The following is a 22,798-nucleotide window of genomic DNA, read 5'->3' as shown; positions in this document are numbered from 1 at the left end:
AGTATGAAAAATAGTCGAGGTTTTAGCCTAATTGAAGTATTAATTACTCTGGTTTTAACAGTGATAGGCGTTTTGGGTATGGTTGCAATGCAGACAAAAGCTATTCAGTACACAGCAGAATCTGTTACGCGCAGCACTGCGGTCATGCTTGTTGATGATATGTTGGAGCTTCTAAGGTCAAATAGAGATAAAATATATAATAAAAAAAGCGAGCTTATTGTTGATTCTAAATACTTTAAAAAAGAAGGTGAGAGCTTTCCTGTTTTAAACTGTAATGCCTATGATTCACTAACAAGTGCTGAAGATCCTGAAACACAGTTGTGTGTATGGGCTCAACATGCAAAAGCGTTGCTTCCAGGTGTGACTGATGAGGTTTTGAAAAGTAATTTTTATATTGAGCAAGTTGATTCTACTAATGCTATTAAACTCGGCGTATTTTGGGTCGGCAAAGCTGATGAGTGTGGTGAGGATCTTTGTACGTACTCTGTTGTAGTGGAGATATAACATGATTAATAGATTTAATCAGTTTGGGCTCTCAATGATTGAGCTACTAGTAGCTTTAGCTATAAGTAGCTTTTTGATTCTAGGAGTTACCCAAATATATATAGATAATAAGAAAAGCTATTATTTTCAACAGGGGCAAGCTGAAAATAACGATACTTCACGTTTTATAATTTACACACTGGATAATGAGTTGCAGAAAATAGGATATAGACGTAGACCGGATTTGAAGTATGAGAGCATTTTTAAAGCTTCGGATGGTTTCGCAAAGGGAGAAGTAATTAAAGTTGATGCAGAAAATAAGCTGAGATTTCGTTACCAGCCGCATAGCACAGAAGATTATGCCTGTGATGGTAGCTCTGTGTCCGAAAGTGATTTCTCGGATATAAATTCAATATATAAGGGAGTTAATCTTTTGCCGCGAGTGGTTACTATAGAGTTCGATAAAGATTCGGGTGTCTTGAAGTGCAATGGTGATGAGGTTGTTTCAAATGTTACAGAATTTAGTTTTTTGTACGCTATACCTGTTAATAATACGAATTCAAGAGCTGGTCTAAAATATGTAACTTTTGATGACCTAACAAATGCTAACAAAGTTAAAGGAATTCGATATCGAGCGCTAATTTCAAGTAATATGAAAAACTTAGCTGATTTTGAAGATAGTAAAGCACTAGATACATTTTATAAAGAAGTTGATGATAAACCAGATAGTCGAGCAATTTATCAGTTAGTTAATAAAACAGTAATGCTAAGGAATTTGACCTCATGGTAAATAATAAACAAAAAGGTGCTAGTTTATTCGTAGCATTGATTATGCTTGTGGTCCTTACAATACTGGCTGTGTCCAGCATGCGTGGCGTCGTTCTGGAAAGTAGAATTACAGGAAGCATGGTATTGGACAGTAAACTGTTTAATCAGGCCGAAACGACTTTGAGTGATATAGAAAATAGAATTGATCTGCTTCAGGCACCAATGCAGTCGTGCACAAATAATAATAATGATTCGATATGTATCGAAAATACACTTCTTAACACTGTCATTGCTCCAGACTTTGATTATTTAGTTAAACCTTATGCTACAGAGTTAATAGATTTTACTGGACCTAAAATTGAAAAGTTGAAAAGTAGTTGGTATGCAATACCAGCTCCTGCAGGAGAGACGGAAGGCGAAAGTCTAAATCCTGAATACGGTCAAACTTTACGCGGTATCGGTACTTTTATGTATGAGGTCACAGTTAAGTCCAATATGGAGGATAATGTAAATGAAAATATTTACATCCGAACTGTGTATTCAAAAGAATTTGGCGGCTGAGGCTTGGAGATATAGAAATGAAAAATAATTTGCTGATAGCTTTTTCTTGTTTAGCGCTTACAGGTGCACTGCAAGCTGCGCCGCTTGATATTTCAGATGCGCCTATTTTTGTAAACAGTGCGGTACCTCCACTCAATTTATTGGTTATGGGGAAAGACCATAAGCTGTATTATGAGGCCTACAGTGATAACTCAGACTTAGATGGTGACTCTGTAATTGATGTGGGTTATAAGCCTGAGCAGATTGATTACTTTGGCTACTTCAATAGTAATTTATGTTACACCCACTCAGGTGGTAAATTTATCCCTAAAGAGAAGGCGAATAATAAAAAATGCAGCAGTAAATGGAGTGGTGATTTTTTAAACTACTTAGCTACCTCGCGAATGGATGCGCTACGTAAAGTTTTATATGGTGGTTACCGATCAGTTGATAAAACTGATGAAACTGTTTTACAAGCTGCTTATATACCTCGAGATGGTCATAGCTGGGGTAAAGAATATAACCCTGCAAGAGATGCATATAGTATTAAAGACTATGCGCCCTATTCAGAGCCTGCGGTAGGTCACTATCATTTATTTGCCGTTACAACTGATACGCATGATAGTAATGCAGTGCCTAGCTTGAAGGTGCTTACAAATACTAAATATCGAGTGTGGGAGTGGGTGTCTAAAGAAGCGCCGGTTGCTAGTGATAGTTGCTGGGCTGGGGCTTGTACAGGTAAAGGGCCAGCGAATAGCTTAACTATGCTTCCTGAAAGCGTCGTTTCGGGGTTGTCCATGACTGTTTGGGGGCATAGTAATAATAGTCAGCCAAATAGTAGAGCGGAGATGAATTCTCAGTTTAGTGGTAGTAAAACTATATGTGGAAGCACACCTGTTAATCATATTAACAGCGTGATTGGAAACAACGGGTTTACTGTAAAAAATAATAACAATATTTTTGCAGGTGCTAACTCTTCTTGTTTTTCTAACGAGAAGTATATGGTTGAGATTAAAGGTAAGTTAAAATTAACAGAAGGTGGATCGTATAAGTTTAGAAGTATGATGAGAGGTTCTCTCGATTTTACTATCGGCACCCAAAGGTTTGAGTCTTATGATGGAGGCTGGAATGATAAAAATATTAGTTTGGCAGCCGGAGAACATGATATTACTTTGAGGTATCTAAAAGCAAAGCGTGACGGTGAAGATTACTGGGAAATGCAATGGATACCTGCAGGTAATACACCTAAGTCAAAAATGGATCATTACGCCATTAAAATAGATGTGTGCCCTGCCTCGAACTCTGATTTACGAGAAGATAACTGTCAAGCATATCCGAATAAAGGTGGTAAAGCTGTTTATAAACCTACAGGTTTACTGCATGATTTTGGCGCTGAAGATAAAATGTACTTTGGGTTATTGACTGGTAGCTATGAAAATAATATTGATGGTGGTGTGTTAAGAAATAATATTGATAGTTTTACTAAAGAGATTGACCCGCAAACAGGTATTTATAAATCAGCTTATAAAGGTGTTGTTAATACTATTAATAATCTAAAGTTATATGGTTTTGGTGGTACGCAGTATACTGGGTGTGGTTTACTCGCTAATCCGCTTGATACATATTCGAATCAGAAGTGTCACATGTGGGGTAACCCTGTCGCTGAAATGATGTATGAAGGTTTACGTTATTTTTCAGGCGCAGATAAAGCAACTCCCAGTTACTCATATACACAGAATAAGTCAGTAGATAGCACGCTTAGCCTGGAACAGCCTAAATGGGAGTCACCCTATAGAGATGTATCTAAAGGTGGCTACCCAGCTTGCGCTAAACCTGTAATGACAGTTGTGAGTGATATTACTCCGTCGTATGACTATAACGTGCCTGGTAGTAAGTGGAGCTCAAAAGTAGGCTCAGATGCTAAACTTGCTAAGCCTTTAGATGTGGGTGCGCAGGTCGATGCTATTTGGCAAGCTGAGGGCGGTGGTAGTCGCAGTGTGTTTATTGGAGAGTCTAATGGACAAGTGGATTATGCCCCTTCACCTAAAGTAGTTAGCAACCTGTCAACAGTGCGCGGCTTGTCACCAGAAGAACCCAGTAAAAACGGTACCTATTATTCTGCAGGTGTTGCTCGCTTTGGGGCAACTGATGGGGTGCAAGTTAATAGCACCACAAATAACTCAATGATGACCTATGCAGTCGCATTAGCTTCACCACTACCGCAGATTAAATTTCCAAATGGTAAGGGTGGAACGGTTACCTTGGTACCTTTTGGTAAATCAGTGGGTGGTGGTTATGGTATGGATGCTAGAGCTGAATTTCAGCCTACGTTAACCATCGTTGATTTTTATGTTCAAGCACTAGTCAATACTGATCCGAAAGGTTCAGATCGTGATGATAATGTGAATGGAGGTCGTCCTTACGCGCAATTTAGAATTAACTATGAAGACGTCGAGCAAGGTAACGACCATGACATGGACGCTATTGTTTTATATACAATTTATATTAACGAACAAGGAAAGTTAGTCGTTAAGCTTGATAAAGAGTATGAGGCAGCTGGTATTCATATGCACATGGGTTATATGGTCTCTGGAACAACAGTTGACGGTATTTATTTAGACGTAAAGAGTAAAGGCAATACAGCTTATCGTCTAAATACACCTCCAGGCCGAGCCCCCGGTTATTGTGCGAACTTAAATAATTCAGGTTGTAATAATCTGCCTGAGCATACAGTTCGCGAGTTTACAGTGACTGCGCAAGATGGTGCAGAGTTATTACCAGGGCCATTGTGGTATGCGGCTAAGTATGGAATGCCTAATCGTGATCCAGCGACAGTTGAAGGCGATCCTGATAACTACTTTCTCGTGACCAACGCTCTTACTCTGAAAGATCAACTGACAAAAGCATTTAACGATATTATGCAAAAAAATGCTGCAGTGACACGGCCAGCAATTGGCAAAGCACCTATAGGTCCAACCGTAGCTCAAGAGCGAAGCCTTTATCGCACTGAGTTTGATGCTGAAAAGTGGACGGGAAGTCTTGTTAAAGAAACTTTAGACTTAACGACTAACCAGCCTGTAAGTGTGTGGGAGTCTTCTATCCCGTCGACTAGAACAGTGAAAATGGCTCAGCCTTCAGGCGTAGGCTTGACCAGTTTTACTTGGGCGCAATTAGAAAATAGAACGTTTGCAGGTAAAAATTTGCAAGCTACTTTTTCAGTGAATGAAAATGGCGATACAGATAGTAATGGTCCTGCTAGAGTCGAATATATCGTTGGTGATAAAACCAAAGAAAACAGTTTATTTAGACCCCGCAGTTCACTGTTAGGAGATATTGTAAACTCAAGCCCTGCTTTAGTTGCGGGTGCTCAGTACATCCCTTATATAGCTAATAAATTATTTGGTACAAATAACTATGCGGATTTTGTTACAGCGCAAGCTGCTAAAACACCGATGATTTATGTTGGTGCTAATGATGGAATGCTGCATGGTTTTGATGCGAACAGTGGCGAGGAAAAGTTTGCTTTTATTCCTACGCCAGTCATTGAAAAACTTCATCTGTTGACTCAGAAAACCTATGGTGTAACAGGACAAGGTGCACATAGCTTCTATGTTGATGGTTCTTTGCATGTTTCGGATGTATACATTGATAATGAGTGGAAAACTATATTAGTTGGAGCTCTAGGAGCTGGTGGGCGTGGTGTATTTGCGCTTGATGTTACTAATCCAGATGCTATTAGTTTGCTATGGGAGTTTACACAAGAGTCTGCTGGATCGCTGAATGCCACTAGTGGCCTAAGTGACTTAGGCTATACTTTTGGTAGCCCAATGATTATCAAATTAAAAAGCGGTGAATGGGTTGCAGCAATTAGCAGTGGATATAATAGTCCAAATGCAGAATCTGGTGTTGCAAGTCTTTTCTTGCTAGATATCTCTACTGGTGCTGTTGTAAGTAAACTGGATGCAAAAGGCCAGGTAACAAATAATGGTCTGTCTAGTTTCCGCGTCGCTGACTATAACAGTGATGGCTTGGCTGATTATATTTACGCAGGAGATATTCAAGGAAACTTATGGCGCTTTGACTTTACTCAAACGACACCTTCTATATCTTATGGAGCGAAGCCGTTGTTCAAAGCAGAGCGGCCGATAACTGCAGCACCTAACTTAGTACGACATCCTTCAGGTGTTGGCTATTTGATTGTGGTTGGCACTGGCCGCTATTTAGCTAATTCAGATAAAATCCCTCCATTTTCTCTTGATAGTGTTTATGGTATCTGGGATCAGAAAACTAAAGGTGAAGCAACCACTGCTCTGATGGCTGTTAATAAATCAGAACTTTTGAAGCAGAACTTCTTTTTACAAACTGTTGCTGATATTGGCGATGATGATAAGAAAGTTACCCAAGAGATTCGCTTATTAACTAAAAAATCACCTAATTGGAGTACTGGTCAACATAAAGGCTGGGCAATTGACTTAAATGTTGAGGGCAATGCTACGCCAGACGGTGAGCGTATGGTTGATGAGATGACTGTTAGAGGGGAGGTGTTATTCTTTAGTACTCGAAGACCAAGCACAGATCCTTGTGAGTCGGGTGTTGAAGGTTGGACTTATGCTGTTAATCCTTCTACTGGTGGACGAACTGACTTTAACGTGCTTGATTTAAATCGTAGCTTAATGGTTGGCGCGGAAGATGGTTATTTACATGGTGGGACACTAATTCCTGTTACAGGATTTAAAGCCCCACCTGGTGGGTTTATTTTAACTGGAGATAAAATGATTAGCTCTGATGGTACAGTTATGGATTATCAAGCTCGGTCATCTAATAAGAACCGTGAGAGCTGGTTTGTTATTCCTAAAGGAAAAGCCGAGTAACGTTTAGCAAATTAGACTAAGGGTTGCTGTATCAGTAACCCTTTTCTTTGCATCATAAGGTGTTATTAACAATGAAGAAAAAGACGCAAGCAGGCTTCACCCTCATCGAAGTAATGATCGTTGTAGCGATTATTGGGATCTTGGCCGCGATTGCTTATCCCAGTTATGACGAGTATGTGAAGCGTGGTAATCGCACTGAAGGGCAGGCTTTTTTAAGTGATGTCGCGGCGCGTCAAGAACGTTATTTTTCGCAGAATAATGCCTATATAACTGACGTTGCTAATATTGCGAAGTTAGGAGTGACGGCGAACTCGCCAACTGGTAAGTATTCGATTGTTTTAGCTGGCGGTGGCGGTGGCGGTGGGTATACCCTAACGGCTAATAATCAGTTCAGTGATGCAAAATGCGCAACACTAACCTTGAATGCTTTAGGTGTAAGAGGCAGTAGCGGTAGTAGAAGTGACAACAATGACTGCTGGCGCTAGCCAGAGCACACACTTCTAACATTTTATGCTGAAGCGGTAAGCACAATTAACACTACCTAAACTGGCGCATTTTCTGCGCCAGTTTCATTTCAGCTCTAAAAATAAATCACTCCGGCACCACCACTTCACCCACATGCCGCTTTGCCTTATACGCCGCCAATATCTTCTCACGCAACGCCGCTTTTGCGCCGGTTTCGCCATGGATCAAACGCACCTGCTGCGGCCATTTGCGCATGCCGGTGATAAAGCGCACGAGACTGGCTTGGTCGGCGTGGGCGGAGTAGCCGCCGAGGGTGGTGATTTCTGCGCGGATGTTGATGCGCTTGCGGTCGATCTCTACATAGCCGCCCCGTGGGCCGTATTTTTGTATTTGGTTGCCCAGTGTGCCTTGCGCTTGATAGCCGACAAACAGCACATTGTGGCGTGGGTCGCTGAGCATGGCTTGTAAATAATTAACAATGCGTCCGCCGCTGCACATGCCGCCGCCAGCAATAACAATGGCAGGCCGTGCGCTGGTAACCAGGTGTTGCACCATGCGTCGATGGTCTTGGTGCGTATCAATGGTCAATAGCTGTTTAAAGTCCAGCGGGTTGCGGCCCTTGCGAATCCGTTGCTGCGCTTCTTTATCCCAAAACGGCTGCAGTTGCGCATAGGCTTGAGTAAAGCGACTGGCCAGCGGCGAGTCGAGAATAATCGGGATATCATGCCACACCGAACCATGTTCAGACCCATGTGTTTCAGTGAGTAATTCAGCGCTACTGCTCACACAGCTTTGGCATTGATTGCGGTAGATAATATCTTCTAGCTCATAGAGCAACTCTTGCGTACGGCCAATACTAAAAGCCGGAATCAATACTGTTCCTTGATCACGCAAGGCATGTTCAATCATCGTCTGCAGGCGCTGGCGACGGTCGCGACGATTGGCATGCTGGCGATCGCCATAGGTGCTTTCTAAAATAACCATATCAGCACGATAAGCAGGCTTGGGTGCTGATAAAATTGGCGCATAGGGCGCGCCCAAGTCGCCGGAAAAAATCACCCGTTGTTTAGCTTTGTGCGTAGGCTGTTGTATTTCCAGTTCCACATAGGCCGAGCCCAGAATATGTCCAGCTCGCTGCAGGCGAATATTGACCGTCGGCAACGGCGCTTTCAACATTGGCAGCCATTTATTGTAGGGCAGGGCAATGATACGACTGGCAACCAGTTTAATGTACTGCTCAACCAAGTGTTGATCGCGGCTAACGCCCAGTTTAAAGGCATCTTCCAGCACAATCGGCAGTAGTTTGGCTGATGGTTCGCTACAAATAATCGGCCCCGTAAAGCCCGCAGCCAAGAGGTAAGGAATACGCCCCACATGGTCAATGTGCACATGGGTGACAATCAACGCTCTAACGGTGGAAATATCGAACTCGATATTGAGCTGCTCACTGCTAGCGCGGCCTTCGGGAGAGGTTTCTGCTCCTTGGAACAGCCCGCAATCGATTAAAAAGCTATTTTCTTGATCAATGAAAATCTGATGACAGGAGCCTGTTACGCCGTTTTTCGCACCATGGTGCACAACCTTGGGTAATTTTTGCATGAGCCTACCTAAATCTTATTATTAGGCGTTCATTAAAGCTGTCAGCAAATAAAAGGCAAATCCAAAGGCGCAAACTGTGAGCTGCTCGTCAAGTGCTGGGCTGTTTTTGTATAGGCGTGGTGCAGTGCTCGCTAAAGATCAATATTGTTGCGGTAACGATCCGTGTTTGGAGAGTGGGGTATAGCATTCTGCGCTCGCTCTTTGCGCTATTCTTGCAGCGCCGTACAACTGATATATGCAGTTTGTTGGGCTAACGGTTAAACTGTGTGCATATTTAAACCTGCAAGGTGTGTGCAATGCGTAAGCCGTATTTTATTCTTCCTGCGCCACTGGTGTATGTTGCTTTTTTCTTGCTGGCTTGGGTGTTGAGCAGCATTTGGCCGTGGCCGTTGCCTGAGAACCCGTGGACGTTATTTTTTGGCTGGATGGCCATTGATGCCAGCGTGCTATTGATGCTGTGGACGGCGTGGTTGATGTTGTGGCGTAAAACAACGCTCAACCCTTACGGCAAGCCGCAGCAACTGCTCACTGAAGGCCCGTTTCGAGTAACGCGCAATCCTATTTATGTTGCTGATACGCTGTTTTATATGGGCGCGGCTTTATTGTTTGCCGATGTTTGGGTTTGGTTGTTTTTGCCGGTGGTGTTGGTTGCTGTGAGTTTTGGGGTGATTCGTCATGAAGAGCGCTTGCTGATGCAGCACTTTGGCGATGACTATCGAAACTATATGAATAAAGTCCGCCGCTGGCTTTGATATGCGCCAAGCTAGCATGTGTTGGCATCTGCAGCGTTATTAATGGATCGATACTGGTTAATTTGGAGACGAGTGTACAGTGAAAAAAGCTTCCTCTTTTGCCGCTTTAAGTGGTTTGGTTTACTCAACCGATAGCGGCCGCCACTGCCCTGAGTGCGAACAGCCTGAAGCAGAGTGTATCTGTGCTGAACAGCCGCTCAACAGTGGCGACGGCATCGCCCGGGTGCGCCGTGAAAGCAAAGGCCGCGGCGGTAAAACGGTTACGACTATTCAAGGCTTATGCTTAACGGCTAGCGAGCTAAAAGACCTCACCGCAGCCCTGAAAAAGCGTTGCGGCTGCGGTGGCTCACTTAAAGATGGCGTGATAGAAATCCAAGGCGACCAAGTAGAGTTGTTGTTAGCAGAGCTACGCAAACGCGGCTTTACTGCTAAGCAGGCGGGCGGATAGTTTTACTTTGCGGTTTGGTAGTGACGGCGCGGCGCAAAGATTGGTTTGACGCTGCAAAGGCAGGTGATGGGGCGTGAAACGCGTTACCGTCTCTGCGGGAAGCGTAGCGGGCGGCAGTCCACTGTTGCAGAACCATGCTATGCCTGCAGCAGCGAGAGGCTTGGCAGATGGATTGCTGCGCTGCGCTCGCAAAGAATGCTAAGAGCTACTCAGCAAATACGGCTTCAATGGTTTCAGCAAAGAGTACGCGCTCGGTCCAGAGCGTTAACTCAGCTTCTTCGGCTTGAAGTAAGCGCTGTTCGTATTCAGCGGCAGGTTCGCCGAACTTGAGTTGCAGTAGCTTTTGCAAAGTGTTTTGCAGCGTACTGATGCGGCCTTGGCCAATACCTTGCTCAACGCCTTTTTCAAGCCCTTTTTCAATTCCCTGCTCGAGGCCTTTTTGAATGCCTTGGCGTTCAATAATCGAAATATATGTCATTTTGTTATCCTCTTCGAGGTGTTCCAGCTGCTCATTATAGTACGGGGTTAGATCTGCAGGTAGTGCCACGATCCACTCTAAAAAGACCACTAATTGCGTGATGTGTTCGCGGGGTAATTTCTTTTGTGCGGCCAGTCGATAATAGCCAATTAAGTTATCCACTCGGCTTTTACCGTCTTTAATCAGCTTAGCCGTCAGTTGCGCGGCGATCAGTAGGCCGAATGGGTTGTCGTGCTGCAGTAGTTCCTCGGTTTTATCTTGCCAGTCCAGCAGTTTCACCGTGGCAAATTCAAAGCGAATGCTGCAGCCAGCAATGGTGTCGCTGTAATGCTTGGGTCGAAAACTAGGCTGAGTATCAGTAAGAACCGCCAAGCTGATCACTGGCTTCTCATAACGATCACGAATACGGTAATAGTAAATAAACATGCGCTCGGCAAAGTCGGTTTCGGGCGCGCCTTGCACTTCGATGTGGATTAAAATCCATTGTTCGCTGCCGTTTAAGAAACGCACCTTGACCAGTTTGTCGGCATACCGCCGTGAGTTTTTCGCTTTGCGGGTGATTTTTTGCAGCTCTTTATCGAGAAACTCAACCGGCTGCTGCCAGTCGATTAACTCGGCGACTTGTGGGTAAAGAAAGTTCATAAAGGGCTGGAAAAAGACTTCCAGAGCACCTTTCCAGGGGCTGTCGTGGTCTTCGGGTGCAGATTGGCCGTGTTTAGATCGCCGCATAGTAACCTCCGTGTTACTGAGTTTGCTGCTATGCAGTATAGACGGGGTTTTGAAATGTGGGCGGTTGCGTGCTGGGGACTCTAAGTGTGGGTGAAGGTGCTGGTGCGGGCAGCGGCCCGCGCTCCCAAGGGAAGTACCGTCTCTGCGAGGAGCGTAGCGACGTGGCAGTCCATGGTCTTGTTACGCGCGTAAGTTCAGGAAGTCGCACAGATTGATAGAAGCGCACAAACAAAACAGTGTCAGCGTGCTTGATAGTGTTGTCGGCCAGAGTCATGCTTGGCTTCGCGCGCAGACAGCTATCGTTGCGAGGTGTTTTTGAGATTGCCGAAAATAGCCTGCTCTAACCTAGCATGAACCAGTGGCTAATCGTTTTCGTAGGAGCAGGCCATTCCTGCGAGGCACGTTTTACAGCCAAGATTGTCTGCAAGAATCAGCGTGGCCCAGCAGCAAAGTGCGTGCTTATGTTCGCCTAACGACCAAACTGCCGTTCACATGGAATACCATCGCCATCACCGTCCATTTTGGTGTTCGGGCAATTACGCAAAAAATATACAGCTTCTTCGTACGAGCGCATTTGTGAGCAATGTTGCCTACCATCACAGCGAAAGGCTGATGAAGGCGCTGTTGCAGTTGAATGTGGGGCAAATGTTAAAGGTGCAGCGGGTGATTTTGCTGGCGTTGAAGTGTTAGAAATGACAGGGCTGCTCGATCTTTGCAAAAACTCAGGCCAGCCGTTCTTGTTAACATACCAGCCACCAGCAATAAGTAGGATAAAAATGATTTTTTTCATGGGTACGTTCCTTCGTGCTTCGGGTCAAATAACTCTAGGCTGATATTGCACTTGAATTATGGACGTCTTAAAACATGCGATATAATTACGTTAATTTTTTATTAGCGCGCTATTTAAATAAAAACGCTCTGCTTATGCAGAGTGTTTCGATTTAATATCCTCAGTAGAAGATGAAGTTCGTTACCTACTTGTTAACTTATTAACGGCATTGAACAGGTACATATTTATCATCAGAAGCGTTATTACACACCCACTCAACACCACCAGTTGTGTTGTCTAAAGTACCAACCAAGTCAAAAGTAACAGTTGCTGAACCAGCATCAACAGACACATCAATAGTTGCAGTTCCTGTTGAGCTTGTACAGCCAATTGTAGTCATGCCAATTGTACCCGTATTTACACCAGAGCAGTTATCTGCTGCTGATGCTGAAATGTTTTCAGATACAGTTGCTTTGGCTCCAGCGGCTTGTACTAATCCTTCCGAAACTTTAGCTCGAACTGTGTAGTCCTGATACGCCGGTAATGCAATCGCCGCCAAAATACCGATGATCGCAACTACGATCATTAATTCAATAAGAGTAAAACCCTTTTGCATTTGTGCTTTCATTCTTGAAGCTCCGTTGTGTTTTATGAAAAGGCCTTGTGACCTATAAGGGTTATTGCAACGGCTGTGCCAAGTTTGATTTGCAGTGGTGTTTGGCTGTTTTAATAGCTGATTCTGTAGTGTTTTAGCTGGGGCGATAACGCGCCAAATACGCATTGAAAGCTGCATGTGCAGGCGCTTTTCTGAAAGTTTTTGAGTTTTATCGGTTGTTTAATGCGGCGTGGTTTAATCGGGCGGCTAGACTCAGGCTGCACGGAAAAATGAGAAACTGATAAAGCCTCACAAACTGTCAGGTCTTGTTATTAGGTGACGTTTTTTGTCAGTGTGTGCCGTGTTAGGTTTAATTGCGATTTTGCCTTGTAGGGCTGCGAATGCGGGCCTAGATCAAACATCTGTGCAAAAGTTCCCGCGGAGTTTGGCATAGGGTGCCGTTCTAGGCTATAAGTAGCGGCATTATGCCCATACGCAATGCGCACAGGACAAATGCATGAATGACAGTGTGAATTTAGTTGGCCTCGCCCGGCAGGTGGTTGAGGCTGGTTTGTTAGATGAGAAGAAAGCACAAGACGCGGTACAGCAGGCAAAGCGCAATCAAACACCCTTAGTCACTTGGTTGGTACAAAATAAACTGGTTAAAAGTCGCGTGTTGATGGAGTTGGCTTCTGATCAGTTTGGTGTGGCGTATTTTGATCTATCTGCGGTCAATGCCGAAGTCTTCCCGAAAGATTTAGTCAGTGAAAAACTCGCGCTGCAGCATCGAGTGCTGCCGCTTTATAAGCGCGCTAATAAACTTTATGTGGCTATATCTGACCCAGGTAATCACCAAGCCATTACGGATGTGCAGTTCAGTACCGGGATGACGGTTGAGCCGCTGCTAGTGGAAGACGACAAGCTAGGGCAGGCCATTGATAAGCTCTATGAGTCGGCTACTGGCGGCTTAGAGGGTATGGATGATGTTGAGCTGGATGGCTTAGAAGTAGCGGATGAGGATGGTAAGGCCGCCGCTACCACTGATGATGCTGATGAAACACCTGTGGTGCGTTTTGTGCATAAAATGCTGCTGGACGCAATTAAAGGCGGCTCGTCGGATTTGCACTTTGAGCCTTATGAGAAAATGTATCGTGTGCGTTTTCGTACCGATGGTGTCTTGCATGAAGTAGCTAAACCGCCTATCCAGTTACGCGACCGTATTTCTGCGCGTTTAAAAGTTATGGCCAGTATGGATATTTCTGAGCGCCGTAAGCCGCAAGATGGTCGGATCAAGTTAAAAGTCTCTGCCAATAAGTCCATCGACTTTCGAGTGAATACCTTGCCAACTTTGTGGGGTGAGAAGATCGTGATGCGTATCCTCGACTCCAGCAGTGCGAAAATGGGTATTGATGCGTTGGGATATGAAGAAGATCAAAAGCAGTTGTATCTGGATGCGCTAAAACAGCCGCAAGGAATGATTCTGGTCACGGGGCCGACCGGCTCTGGTAAAACTGTTTCGTTGTATACCGGTTTGAATATCCTAAATACCATTGATGTGAATATTTCTACCGCGGAAGATCCGGTGGAAATTAACTTGGAAGGGATTAACCAGGTTAACGTGAACCCTAAGCAGGGCATGGACTTTACTACGGCGCTGCGGGCCTTCTTGCGCCAAGACCCGGACGTGATCATGGTCGGGGAAATTCGAGATTTAGAAACCGCAGAAATTGCCATTAAAGCAGCACAAACCGGGCACATGGTGATGTCCACCTTGCACACCAACAGTGCCGCAGAAACTTTGACCCGCTTGCGTAATATGGGGGTGGCGGCGTTTAACCTAGCAACCTCGGTGAACTTGATTATTGCCCAGCGCTTGGCGCGTAAACTCTGCGCTTGTAAACAAGAAGTGACAGTGCCGAATGATGTGCTATTAAACGAAGGCTTTAGCCCAGAACAGGTGGGCACTTTTAAAGTGTACGGGCCAAAAGGTTGTGATAATTGCAATGGCGGCTACAAAGGTCGTGTCGGAATCTATGAAGTAGTTAAAAGCACGCCTGCCCTACAAAGGATTATCATGGAGGACGGCAACTCCATCGATATTGATGCACAGATGCGTAAAGATGGCTTTAACAGCTTACGCGCTTCGGGATTGCTGAAAGTTATTCAAGGCGTGACCAGTCTCGCAGAAGTTAACCGTGTTACTAAGGATTAAACCATGGCGGCAAAAACACCAAAAACAAGTATGTACAAGTGGGAAGGCAAGAACCGCCAAGGCGCGCCCATGTCCGGGCAAATGGCAGGGCAGAATGTCGCTTTAGTGAAAGCGCAGCTGCGTAAACAGGGCGTGAACCCAACGAAAGTACGCAAAAAAGGCATTGAGCTGTTCAGTGCTGGCAAAAAAATCAAGCCAATGGATATCGCCATTTTTACTCGGCAAATGTCAACGATGATGAAAGCCGGTGTGCCCTTGTTGCAATCCTTCGACATTATTGCTGAAGGGTTGGATAACCCTAATATGCGCAAGCTGGTGGAAAATATAAAACAGGATGTAGCTGGCGGTAATAGTTTTGCGGTGTCTTTACGGAAGCACCCGCAGTATTTTGATGATCTGTACTGCAACTTGGTTGAATCTGGTGAGCAGGCGGGTGCGCTAGAGACTTTGCTGGATCGTGTGGCCACCTATAAAGAAAAGACCGAAGCGCTGAAAGCTAAAATCAAAAAGGCCATGAACTACCCCATTGCTGTTGTGGCAGTGGCGGTGATTGTGACAGCTATCTTGCTGATTAAAGTGGTACCGCAGTTCCAAGATGTGTTCTCTAGCTTTGGTGCCGAGTTGCCTGCCTTTACGTTATTTGTAATTGGTATTTCTGAGTTTATTCAGAGTAAGGGCTGGGTGATTGTGGTGGCCTTTGTTGCTTTTGTGTTCGTATTTAGGCATTTGCATAAGTCTTCAGAGAAATTTCGCGACACTATGGATCGGGCCTTATTAAAGGCGCCGGTGATTGGCGATATTATTTATAAATCTTCTGTGGCGCGTTTCGGCCGTACTTTGGCGACAACCTTTTCCGCTGGTGTACCTTTAGTGGAAGCACTGGACTCGGTAGCTGGAGCGACGGGCAACGTGGTGTTTAAAAATGCGGTGAATAAGATCAAAGCTGATGTATCTAGTGGTATGCAGTTGAACTTCTCGATGCGCAGTACTGGGGTGTTTCCATCCATGGCGTTGCAGATGACGGCTATTGGTGAGGAGTCCGGTGCGCTGGATGAGATGTTGGATAAAGTTGCGCTGCACTATGAGGCTGAAGTGGATAACGCGGTGGATGGTTTAACTGCGTTGATGGAGCCGATTATTATGTCTGTGCTGGGTGTGTTGGTGGGTGGCTTGATTATTGCCATGTACTTGCCAATCTTCCAGTTGGGTGCGGTGGTTTAACTGTAGGTCGGGGCTTGCGTGAATCCAAGAAGTTGTGTAGCGGCGTTTGCGGTTTAAGTTGTGATTGTACAAATGCGGGCCAGCGGCCCGCGCTCCCGGTCGAAGTGCCTATGTTTCAGCTTTAATGTGGGGTCTAAGCCTGTGCGGGTGCTGAATACTTCACCAGTAGGCTGTGGCCGGCATAAGTAGTGCTTTAGGTGTTTTGGTTTAATTTTAATCGGTATATGTATGAGTATTCTTGAGTTTTGGGGCGCAAATGCGGCGGTGTTTGTTGCCTGTGTGGTGGTGCTAGGTTTGTTGGTTGGTAGTTTTTTGAATGTGGTGGTGTATCGCTTACCCAAGATGCTCATGCGGGACTGGCGTGCTCAGGCGCGTGAAGTGCTGGAAATGCCCACGAAAGATGTTGAAGAGACATTTAATTTGGTGCTGCCCAACTCCAGTTGCCCCAATTGTGGTCATGAGATAAAACCTTGGGAAAATATTCCGCTGCTGAGTTGGTTGTTTTTGCGCGGTAAGTGCTCAGGTTGTAAGCAAGCCATTAGCGTGCGTTATCCGCTGGTGGAGCTTGCCTGTGGTGTGTTGTCCGGTATGATTGCTTGGCAGTTTGGCGTGAGTTGGGAAACTTTGGCGATGCTGGTGCTGACTTGGGGCTTGCTGGCCATGAGTTTGATTGACGCTGATCAGCAGATATTGCCCGACGCTTTGGTGTTGCCGCTGCTGTGGTTGGGGTTGATTTTAAATAGCTTTGGTTTGTTTGCCAGTTTGCCGGATGCTCTGTGGGGCGCGGTGATTGGCTATATGAGTTTGTGGTCGATTTTTTGGCTGTTTAAGCTGGTGACCGGTAAAGAAGGCATGGGTTATGGCGACTTTAAGTTGCTGGCGTTGCTGGGTGCCTGGGGTGGCTGGCAAGTGTTGCCTTTGACAATCTTATTGTCGTCTGTGGTAGGGGCGGTGCTGGGGGTGATTATTTTGCGTTTGCAGCGCAACAGCTACAGCAACCCCATTCCTTTTGGCCCTTATTTAGCTGTAGCTGGTTGGATTGCGCTGATTTGGGGCGATGCAATTACCAGCAGTTATTTGCAGTTTGCCGGATTTTGATGCGCATAGTTTGAAGAGTGAATTGCTTGGCTAGGCTGGCAATGGCTGGCTGCTACTTTGCAAACACAGCTTCAATGGTTTCAGCAAAGAGTACGCGCTCGGTCCAGAGGTTCAGTTCGGCGTCATTGGCTTGAGAAGTGCTGCTTAAAAAAGCTGTAGTAACTGTGCTGGCTGTACTAGCTGTGTATGTGTGGGTGTTGATGTGTATGTGATAAGGCGGGCGTGGATACCCGCCGTATACGCGTTAATCTATATCGTAATCATACTCTGCCATTTGCTTTTGCAAGCGGCGTTCTTCCAGCAGGTTGTCAATGATACGACGCTTGCTTAGATTGGTTTTTGCTGCCTGTGCAGGCGACTCTTCCTCAATCTCTTCAACGTCATCGGCGATGAAATCATCATCATCTAGTTCTAGGTCTTCTTTACTCATAATGTGAGCCTCGCATACGGGAGTTTCCGATGGCGCACCTTATAAGCATAAAAAGGCTGCGAGTAAAGCTTTGTTTTTTTATCAGTGATTTATTTTTAATATAAAATATTAATCGTCAGAAGTTTTCTCTTTAAACTCGCATAAATCCTCAATCCGGCAGCTGCCACAACGGGGCTTGCGGGCTTGGCAAACGTAGCGTCCATGCAGGATAAGCCAGTGGTGGGCATCCAGTAAAAACTCTTTCGGAACAAAGCGCAGGAGTTTCTTTTCAACTTCTAATACGTTTTTTCCTGGGGCGATTTTTGTGCGGTTGCTCACGCGGAAAATATGCGTATCCACCGCCATGGCCACTTGACCAAAGGCTGTATTGAGAACCACGTTGGCTGTTTTGCGGCCAACGCCTGGCAGCGCTTCTAATTCAGCGCGGGTGTCGGGGACTTGGCTGTTATGCCGCTCAATTAACAGGCGGCACGTTTCCAAAACGTTTTTTGTTTTGGTGGGGTAGAGGCCGATGGTTTTGGTGTACTCACAAAGACCGTCATAGCCCAGTGCGTACATGGCTTCTGGCGTGTTGGCCACGGGAAAGAGTTTATCAGTGGCTTTATTGACGCCCACGTCAGTGGCTTGCGCGGATAAAATCACTGCGATTAACAGCTCAAAGGGCGAGCTGTAGTTGAGTTCAGTTTCGGGTTTGGGGTTGTCTTCTTGGAAACGACGAAAAATTTCATAACGTTTAGCGGCATTCATGGTGCAGACCCAATTAAATAAAGGTTAGTTGCTTGGCACCAATAATACAGGTTTTGCTCTGTGCTTGTTTTTCTTGCCTTAGCTGAGCCGTGCAGGCCGCTTGCTGCTGTCGCAAGTCGGGTTGCTGCTATTGATTTATCGTCAAGCGCCTGTGTTTGTTGATACCATTGCGCCATTGATGGATGAGTTATTTTCAGGCGTTTAAGTTTATGACGAAAAAAGATTCCCAAGCCCACAGCGGTGTGCAAATGCTGGAAGTGTCGGCGGGGTTAGAAGGGCAGCGCATTGATAATTTTTTATTAGCGCGGCTCAAAGGTGTGCCCAAGACGATGATTTACCGTATTTTGCGCAAAGGCGAGGTGCGGGTTAATAAAGGGCGGATTAAGCCTGATTATCGGATTAAAGAAGGCGATATGGTGCGAGTGCCGCCAATGCGCATGACGCAAGCCGATGAGCCTGTGCCATTAGCGAAGGGGTTGTTGGAGCGCCTTGAAGCCGGCATTGTCTATGAAGACAAAGCGCTGATCGTGCTCAATAAACCGGCGGGCATTGCCGTGCATGGTGGCAGTGGTTTGCACTATGGAGTCATTGAGGCTTTTAGGCAAATGCGTCCGCAGTGCAAAGAAATTGAATTGGTCCACCGTTTGGACCGTGATACTTCTGGGCTGCTTATGCTGGCTAAAAAACGCAGCATGTTGCGCCATTTGCATGAAGCTTTGCGCGGCGACAGTGTGGATAAGCGCTATATGGCTTTAGTGCGTGGCCGTTGGCCGGCAACCCGTAAACAAGTGGATGCGCCTTTAGCGCGCAGTAATGTGCGCTCCGGCGAGCGTATGGTGGAAGTTAATCCAGAAGGCAAGGAGGCGCTGACGTTATTTAAGGTGCTGCGCCGCTTTGGTGATTACGCCACCATGGTTGAAGCCAGCCCCATTACTGGACGTACTCACCAGATTCGTGTGCATGCCTTGTACGCAGGGCATGCCATTGCCGGAGATACTAAGTACGGTGATGAAAGTTTTAGTAAGGAAATCCGTGAGCTGGGCGGTAAGCGTTTGTTTTTGCATGCCAGTGATTTAAAAGTTACTTTGCCAGATGGCGAGGTGTTGGCTGTACATGCGGAGCCGGATGAACAGTGGCAGGGCGTTATCGAGCAGTTAGTGGCTGAAGCTACTGAGTAACAGTCATTGCCTTTACTGCTTTGCTCTAGATTATTGCGGTAGGGCAGCTTTTATGATCAGTGCGCTAAACAGGGCTGCAAGACTAGCAACTGCAGATACAAAAAAGGAGCCGCTTGGGCTCCTTAATCTATGGCAAGCAATTAACGCTTGAGGCCGTAACCTTCGGCTAACATGCTTGGGTCGCCATCGGTTTTTTGAGCGTAGTCGCGCGGTGGCTCGGCTGGTGCATCAAACTGGCTGTCTTGCGGGGCACGGATGCGTTCACGTTTTTTTGGCTCAGCGACTAAACCAGCCAATAAGCGCTCCCGCGTCACTTCATCTAAAGCTAAACGCTCAGCGCCTGCAGATAAGTGCTCTTGCACATCTTGATAGTTCTGCGTGAGCTTGGTGACTAATGCGGCAGTGGTGTTGAAGTGCGTAACAACTTCACTTTGGTAGCTGTCAAAGCGTTCTTGTAGCTCATCCAACTGGTGCTGAGTTTTTCCGGGTGCCGCACGTTGCAATACGCGTGCTAAAATAACACCGATAATAATTCCACCCACTAACATGAGTACTGGGATTAACCAAACTGGGAGTGACTGTTCCACAAGACTTCCTCTTTAAACGGCTTTGCTTTACGTTAACCACTTATGCCTGTTCTGTACAGCATAGAACAGGCTCCTATGGGCAATAGTATCTGCTTTATTGACAATACTTGCCACTAGACGAATTTACCCTAATGAGGGTCACGGAGTTCTTTTTGTTAGCGCGTGAAAATCCAATCATGATTGATGGTCCAGCAGGTGCTTTGCAGGCCCTACATTTACCTGTGGCGGATGCCCGTGGCATTGCCTTGATCTGCCATCCAAACCCCAGCCAAGGCGGCACCATGCTCAATAAGGTGGTGTCGACCCTGCAGCGCACCGCCCGTGATAGCGGTTTGGCTACTTTGCGTTTTAACTTTCGAGGCACCGGTAAAAGTGAAGGTGAGCACGATATGTACAGCGGTGAAGTGGATGATGCCGAAGCGGCGCTGACTTGGCTGCAAGAACAGCACCCTCATTTGCCCATTTATTTGTTGGGCTTTTCCTTTGGTGGTTTTGTTGCTGGCAGCTTATCAGGGCGCTTGCAGCAAGCTGGGGTGGCAGTTGAACAGGTCTATTTGGTAGCCCCAGCGGTGATGCGCTTTGATGCCGAGCATCAGCTGGCGAGTGAGTGCCAGTTGACGGTGATTCAGCCAGAAGAAGATGAAATCATTGACCCTGAGTTGGTGTATCAATGGTCTGCAGCGCTAACTCAGCCCCATGAGCTGTTAAAAGTGGCAGAATGTGGGCACTTTTTCCACGGTCGACTGGTTGAGCTGAAAGAGCTGGTTGCCGAACGTCTTTAATTTTTTAGTAATGATTGAGTAATTATGACCACGCGAATTTTAACTGGAATTACCACTACAGGCACACCGCACTTGGGCAACTATGCTGGGGCGATTCGTCCAGCGATTCTTGCCAGTCAAGTGGATAACGTTGAGTCGTTTTATTTTTTAGCTGACTACCATGCCTTGATTAAGTGTGACGACCCGGCACGTATTGCCCGTTCACGTTTAGAAATTGCCGCCACTTGGTTGGCCGGTGGCTTAGATACTGAACGCGCGACATTTTATCGACAATCAGATATTCCGGAAATTACTGAACTGACTTGGCTGCTCACCTGTGTGGCCGGTAAAGGTTTGTTAAACCGTGCCCATGCTTACAAGGCTGCAGTGGATCAGAATGAGGCGGCAGGGCTTGATCCCGATGCGGGCGTGACTATGGGGTTGTTCAGTTATCCAGTGTTGATGGCTGCAGATATTTTAATTTTTAATGCCAATAAAGTGCCTGTGGGCCGTGATCAGGTGCAGCACGTGGAAATGGCGCGGGACATTGGCCAGCGCTTTAACCATTTGTTTGGTAAGGGCCGTGATTTTTTTGCCATGCCCGAAGCGGTGATTGAAGAAGATGTTGCCACCTTGCCGGGCTTAGATGGCCGCAAGATGTCGAAAAGCTACGACAACACTATTCCGTTGTTTTCTTCGAGCAAAGAGTTGAAGAGCGCCATTTCGCGCATTGTCACCGACTCGAAATTGCCCGGTGAGGCGAAAGATCCGGATAACTCGCACTTGTTTACTTTGTATCAGGCGTTTTCTACCCATGCCGAGCAATTAAGCATGCGTGAAGATCTGCAAGCAGGTCTGGCCTGGGGGGAGGCTAAGGAGCGTTTGTTTAGCCTGTTAGATGAGCAGTTGGCTGAGCCCCGCGAGCGCTACCATGATTTGCTGGCTAAGCCGGATGACTTGGAAGATATTTTGCAAGCCGGTGCGGTAAAGGCACGTAAAGTGGCAACGCCATTCTTGCAAGAGCTGCGTGAGGCGGTGGGTTTGCGCAGCTTTTCCGTACAGGGTGCAGATTTAGCCGGAGGCAAGAAAAAGGCCAAAAAAGCCAAGCGTGTGGTGAGCTTTAGAGACGCTGAGGGTTTCCGCTTCCGCGTACTCAATAGCAAAGGTGAGGACTTATTGTTGTCGAAAGCTTTTGCTGATGGCCGTGAAGCTGGATTGGCTGCAAAGCATGTGCAAAGTGCGCAGGATGGACTGGATATTCGCCAAGACAATCAGCAGTTGACTGTATGGCTGGATGAGCAGTGTATTGCTCAGAGTCCAGAATACGCCAGCGTTGAAGCTTGTCAGGCGGCTTTAGTAGAGTTGCGCGCGGCTTTGGCCAGCGAGTAATGCGTTATCGCTTGTGCCAAGCGGGCGTAATTGCTGTTGGCGTCGGGTAGCAATGCCCGACTTCACAGCTCTGGCGTATTGGCTGTGGCCCTTAGGCGCATAAAAAAACGGAGCTTAGGCTCCGTTTTTACTGTGTGACGTGGTGATCACGAACCCATTTGTTTCTCTTTGATTTCCGCTAAGGTTTTGCAATCAATGCATAGCGTGGCAGTTGGGCGCGCTTCAAGTCGACGAATACCAATTTCAACACCGCAGGCATCACACCAGCCGTAGTCGTCTTCTTTAATCAGATTAATAGTCTCATCAATTTTCTTGATCAGCTTACGTTCACGGTCGCGCGTACGCAGCTCTAGACTAAACTCTTCTTCTTGACTGGCCCGATCAGCAGGGTCAGGGAAGTTAGCCGCTTCGTCCTTCATATGAGTCATAGTACGATCAACTTCTTCCATCAACTCTTGTTTCCAGATATTGAGGATATTAGTGAAGTGAGCGCGCATCTTGTCGCTCATATACTCTTCACCCTTAGCTTCCTTATAAGGTACAAAAGTACGGATCAATTGGCTGCTTTGGTTTTCTGCTTTCTTGGGCATAGTTCCGCCTCTCAAACGCTCAAAATCATTACGTAATAGTTATTTAACGGCTGCCCGAATAAATACCTCTACGCTCACAAGCGGGCGA

21 protein-coding genes are annotated in these 22,798 nt (G+C 46.2%); 13 read left to right on the top strand and 8 right to left on the bottom strand.

Going from position 1 to position 22,798, the window contains the following annotated elements; translation table 11 throughout:
• Positions 1–3 precede the first annotated feature (3 nt).
• The 5 genes from pilV to O6P33_RS10215 all read left to right on the top strand — a co-directional run bounded on the left by pilV (position 4) and on the right by O6P33_RS10215 (position 7,147).
• Positions 4–504, top strand: coding sequence for a type IV pilus modification protein PilV (pilV, locus tag O6P33_RS10235; protein ID WP_269817683.1), 501 nt, complete (start codon positions 4–6; stop codon positions 502–504).
• A gap of 1 nt (position 505) precedes the next feature.
• Positions 506–1,273 carry a PilW family protein gene (locus O6P33_RS10230; RefSeq protein ID WP_269817682.1) on the top strand — a complete coding sequence of 256 codons (768 nt, stop codon included), beginning with the start codon at positions 506–508 and terminating at the stop codon, positions 1,271–1,273.
• A complete protein-coding gene (locus O6P33_RS10225) occupies positions 1,267–1,812 on the top strand; it encodes a pilus assembly PilX family protein (RefSeq protein ID WP_269817681.1) in 546 nt (181 codons plus the stop codon). Before O6P33_RS10230 ends, O6P33_RS10225 begins: the two co-directional genes overlap by 7 nt.
• Before the next feature lie 17 nt (positions 1,813–1,829).
• Positions 1,830–6,662, top strand: coding sequence for a pilus assembly protein (locus tag O6P33_RS10220; RefSeq protein ID WP_269817680.1), 4,833 nt, complete (start codon positions 1,830–1,832; stop codon positions 6,660–6,662).
• A gap of 71 nt (positions 6,663–6,733) precedes the next feature.
• A complete protein-coding gene (locus O6P33_RS10215) occupies positions 6,734–7,147 on the top strand; it encodes a type IV pilin protein (RefSeq protein ID WP_269817679.1) in 414 nt (137 codons plus the stop codon).
• Between the two features lie 106 nt (positions 7,148–7,253).
• On the opposite strand, the gene O6P33_RS10210 is transcribed toward O6P33_RS10215, so the two are convergent.
• A complete protein-coding gene (locus O6P33_RS10210; protein ID WP_269817678.1) occupies positions 7,254–8,726 on the bottom strand; it encodes an MBL fold metallo-hydrolase RNA specificity domain-containing protein in 1,473 nt (490 codons plus the stop codon).
• A 296-nt stretch (positions 8,727–9,022) separates the two neighbouring features.
• Here O6P33_RS10210 and O6P33_RS10205 point away from each other — a divergent pair, with 296 nt between their 5' ends.
• Together O6P33_RS10205 and O6P33_RS10200 are read left to right on the top strand one after the other, a co-directional pair.
• Positions 9,023–9,478, top strand: a complete 456-nt coding sequence (locus O6P33_RS10205) for a methyltransferase family protein (RefSeq protein ID WP_269817677.1) — start codon at positions 9,023–9,025, stop codon at positions 9,476–9,478.
• Between the two features lie 79 nt (positions 9,479–9,557).
• Positions 9,558–9,926, top strand: coding sequence for a translation initiation factor Sui1 (locus O6P33_RS10200; RefSeq protein ID WP_269817676.1), 369 nt, complete (start codon positions 9,558–9,560; stop codon positions 9,924–9,926).
• Positions 9,927–10,131: 205 nt separating this feature from the next.
• Here O6P33_RS10200 and O6P33_RS10195 read toward each other — a convergent pair whose 3' ends face one another.
• The 3 genes from O6P33_RS10195 to O6P33_RS10185 form a co-directional block, all read right to left on the bottom strand.
• Positions 10,132–11,133, bottom strand: coding sequence for a hypothetical protein (locus tag O6P33_RS10195; RefSeq protein WP_269817675.1), 1,002 nt, complete (start codon positions 11,131–11,133; stop codon positions 10,132–10,134).
• A gap of 469 nt (positions 11,134–11,602) precedes the next feature.
• Positions 11,603–11,923 (bottom strand): excalibur calcium-binding domain-containing protein, encoded by a 321-nt coding sequence (locus O6P33_RS10190; RefSeq protein ID WP_269817674.1) that lies wholly within the window; start codon positions 11,921–11,923, stop codon positions 11,603–11,605.
• Between the two features lie 199 nt (positions 11,924–12,122).
• Complete coding sequence (locus O6P33_RS10185; RefSeq protein ID WP_269819514.1) at positions 12,123–12,530, bottom strand: pilin; 408 nt, start codon at positions 12,528–12,530, stop codon at positions 12,123–12,125.
• 484 nt (positions 12,531–13,014) lie between these two features.
• Here O6P33_RS10185 and pilB point away from each other — a divergent pair, with 484 nt between their 5' ends.
• The 3 genes from pilB to O6P33_RS10170 all read left to right on the top strand — a co-directional run bounded on the left by pilB (position 13,015) and on the right by O6P33_RS10170 (position 17,028).
• A complete protein-coding gene (pilB, locus tag O6P33_RS10180) occupies positions 13,015–14,709 on the top strand; it encodes a type IV-A pilus assembly ATPase PilB (protein ID WP_269817673.1) in 1,695 nt (564 codons plus the stop codon).
• A 3-nt stretch (positions 14,710–14,712) separates the two neighbouring features.
• The gene (locus O6P33_RS10175) at positions 14,713–15,930 is read left to right on the top strand and encodes a type II secretion system F family protein (RefSeq protein WP_269817672.1); all 1,218 of its coding nucleotides are present in this window, start codon (positions 14,713–14,715) and stop codon (positions 15,928–15,930) included.
• A 228-nt stretch (positions 15,931–16,158) separates the two neighbouring features.
• A complete protein-coding gene (locus O6P33_RS10170) occupies positions 16,159–17,028 on the top strand; it encodes a prepilin peptidase (protein ID WP_269817671.1) in 870 nt (289 codons plus the stop codon).
• Positions 17,029–17,272: 244 nt separating this feature from the next.
• Here O6P33_RS10170 and O6P33_RS10165 read toward each other — a convergent pair whose 3' ends face one another.
• Both O6P33_RS10165 and nth read right to left on the bottom strand, forming a co-directional pair.
• Complete coding sequence (locus O6P33_RS10165) at positions 17,273–17,461, bottom strand: PA3496 family putative envelope integrity protein (RefSeq protein ID WP_420094994.1); 189 nt, start codon at positions 17,459–17,461, stop codon at positions 17,273–17,275.
• 105 nt (positions 17,462–17,566) lie between these two features.
• Positions 17,567–18,205, bottom strand: a complete 639-nt coding sequence (gene nth, locus O6P33_RS10160; RefSeq protein WP_269817669.1) for an endonuclease III — start codon at positions 18,203–18,205, stop codon at positions 17,567–17,569.
• A 209-nt stretch (positions 18,206–18,414) separates the two neighbouring features.
• Here nth and rluC point away from each other — a divergent pair, with 209 nt between their 5' ends.
• Entirely contained in the window at positions 18,415–19,383 is a 969-nt protein-coding gene (gene rluC / locus O6P33_RS10155; RefSeq protein ID WP_269817668.1) for a 23S rRNA pseudouridine(955/2504/2580) synthase RluC, read from the top strand.
• Between the two features lie 140 nt (positions 19,384–19,523).
• On the opposite strand, the gene O6P33_RS10150 is transcribed toward rluC, so the two are convergent.
• Positions 19,524–19,970 (bottom strand): YhcB family protein, encoded by a 447-nt coding sequence (locus O6P33_RS10150; protein WP_269817667.1) that lies wholly within the window; start codon positions 19,968–19,970, stop codon positions 19,524–19,526.
• Between the two features lie 152 nt (positions 19,971–20,122).
• Between O6P33_RS10150 and O6P33_RS10145 the strand changes: the two genes are divergently transcribed.
• Complete coding sequence (locus O6P33_RS10145; RefSeq protein ID WP_269817665.1) at positions 20,123–20,752, top strand: alpha/beta hydrolase; 630 nt, start codon at positions 20,123–20,125, stop codon at positions 20,750–20,752.
• A 24-nt stretch (positions 20,753–20,776) separates the two neighbouring features.
• Complete coding sequence (locus O6P33_RS10140; protein ID WP_269817664.1) at positions 20,777–22,120, top strand: tryptophan--tRNA ligase; 1,344 nt, start codon at positions 20,777–20,779, stop codon at positions 22,118–22,120.
• A gap of 146 nt (positions 22,121–22,266) precedes the next feature.
• On the opposite strand, the gene dksA is transcribed toward O6P33_RS10140, so the two are convergent.
• Positions 22,267–22,710 carry an RNA polymerase-binding protein DksA gene (gene dksA, locus O6P33_RS10135; RefSeq protein ID WP_269817663.1) on the bottom strand — a complete coding sequence of 148 codons (444 nt, stop codon included), beginning with the start codon at positions 22,708–22,710 and terminating at the stop codon, positions 22,267–22,269.
• Between the last annotated feature and the right edge of the window lie 88 nt (positions 22,711–22,798).

It is taken from the genome of Denitrificimonas caeni (assembly GCF_027498055.1).
Taxonomy (GTDB): domain Bacteria; phylum Pseudomonadota; class Gammaproteobacteria; order Pseudomonadales; family Pseudomonadaceae; genus Denitrificimonas.
This window is presented reverse-complemented; position numbering and strand designations above follow the sequence as displayed.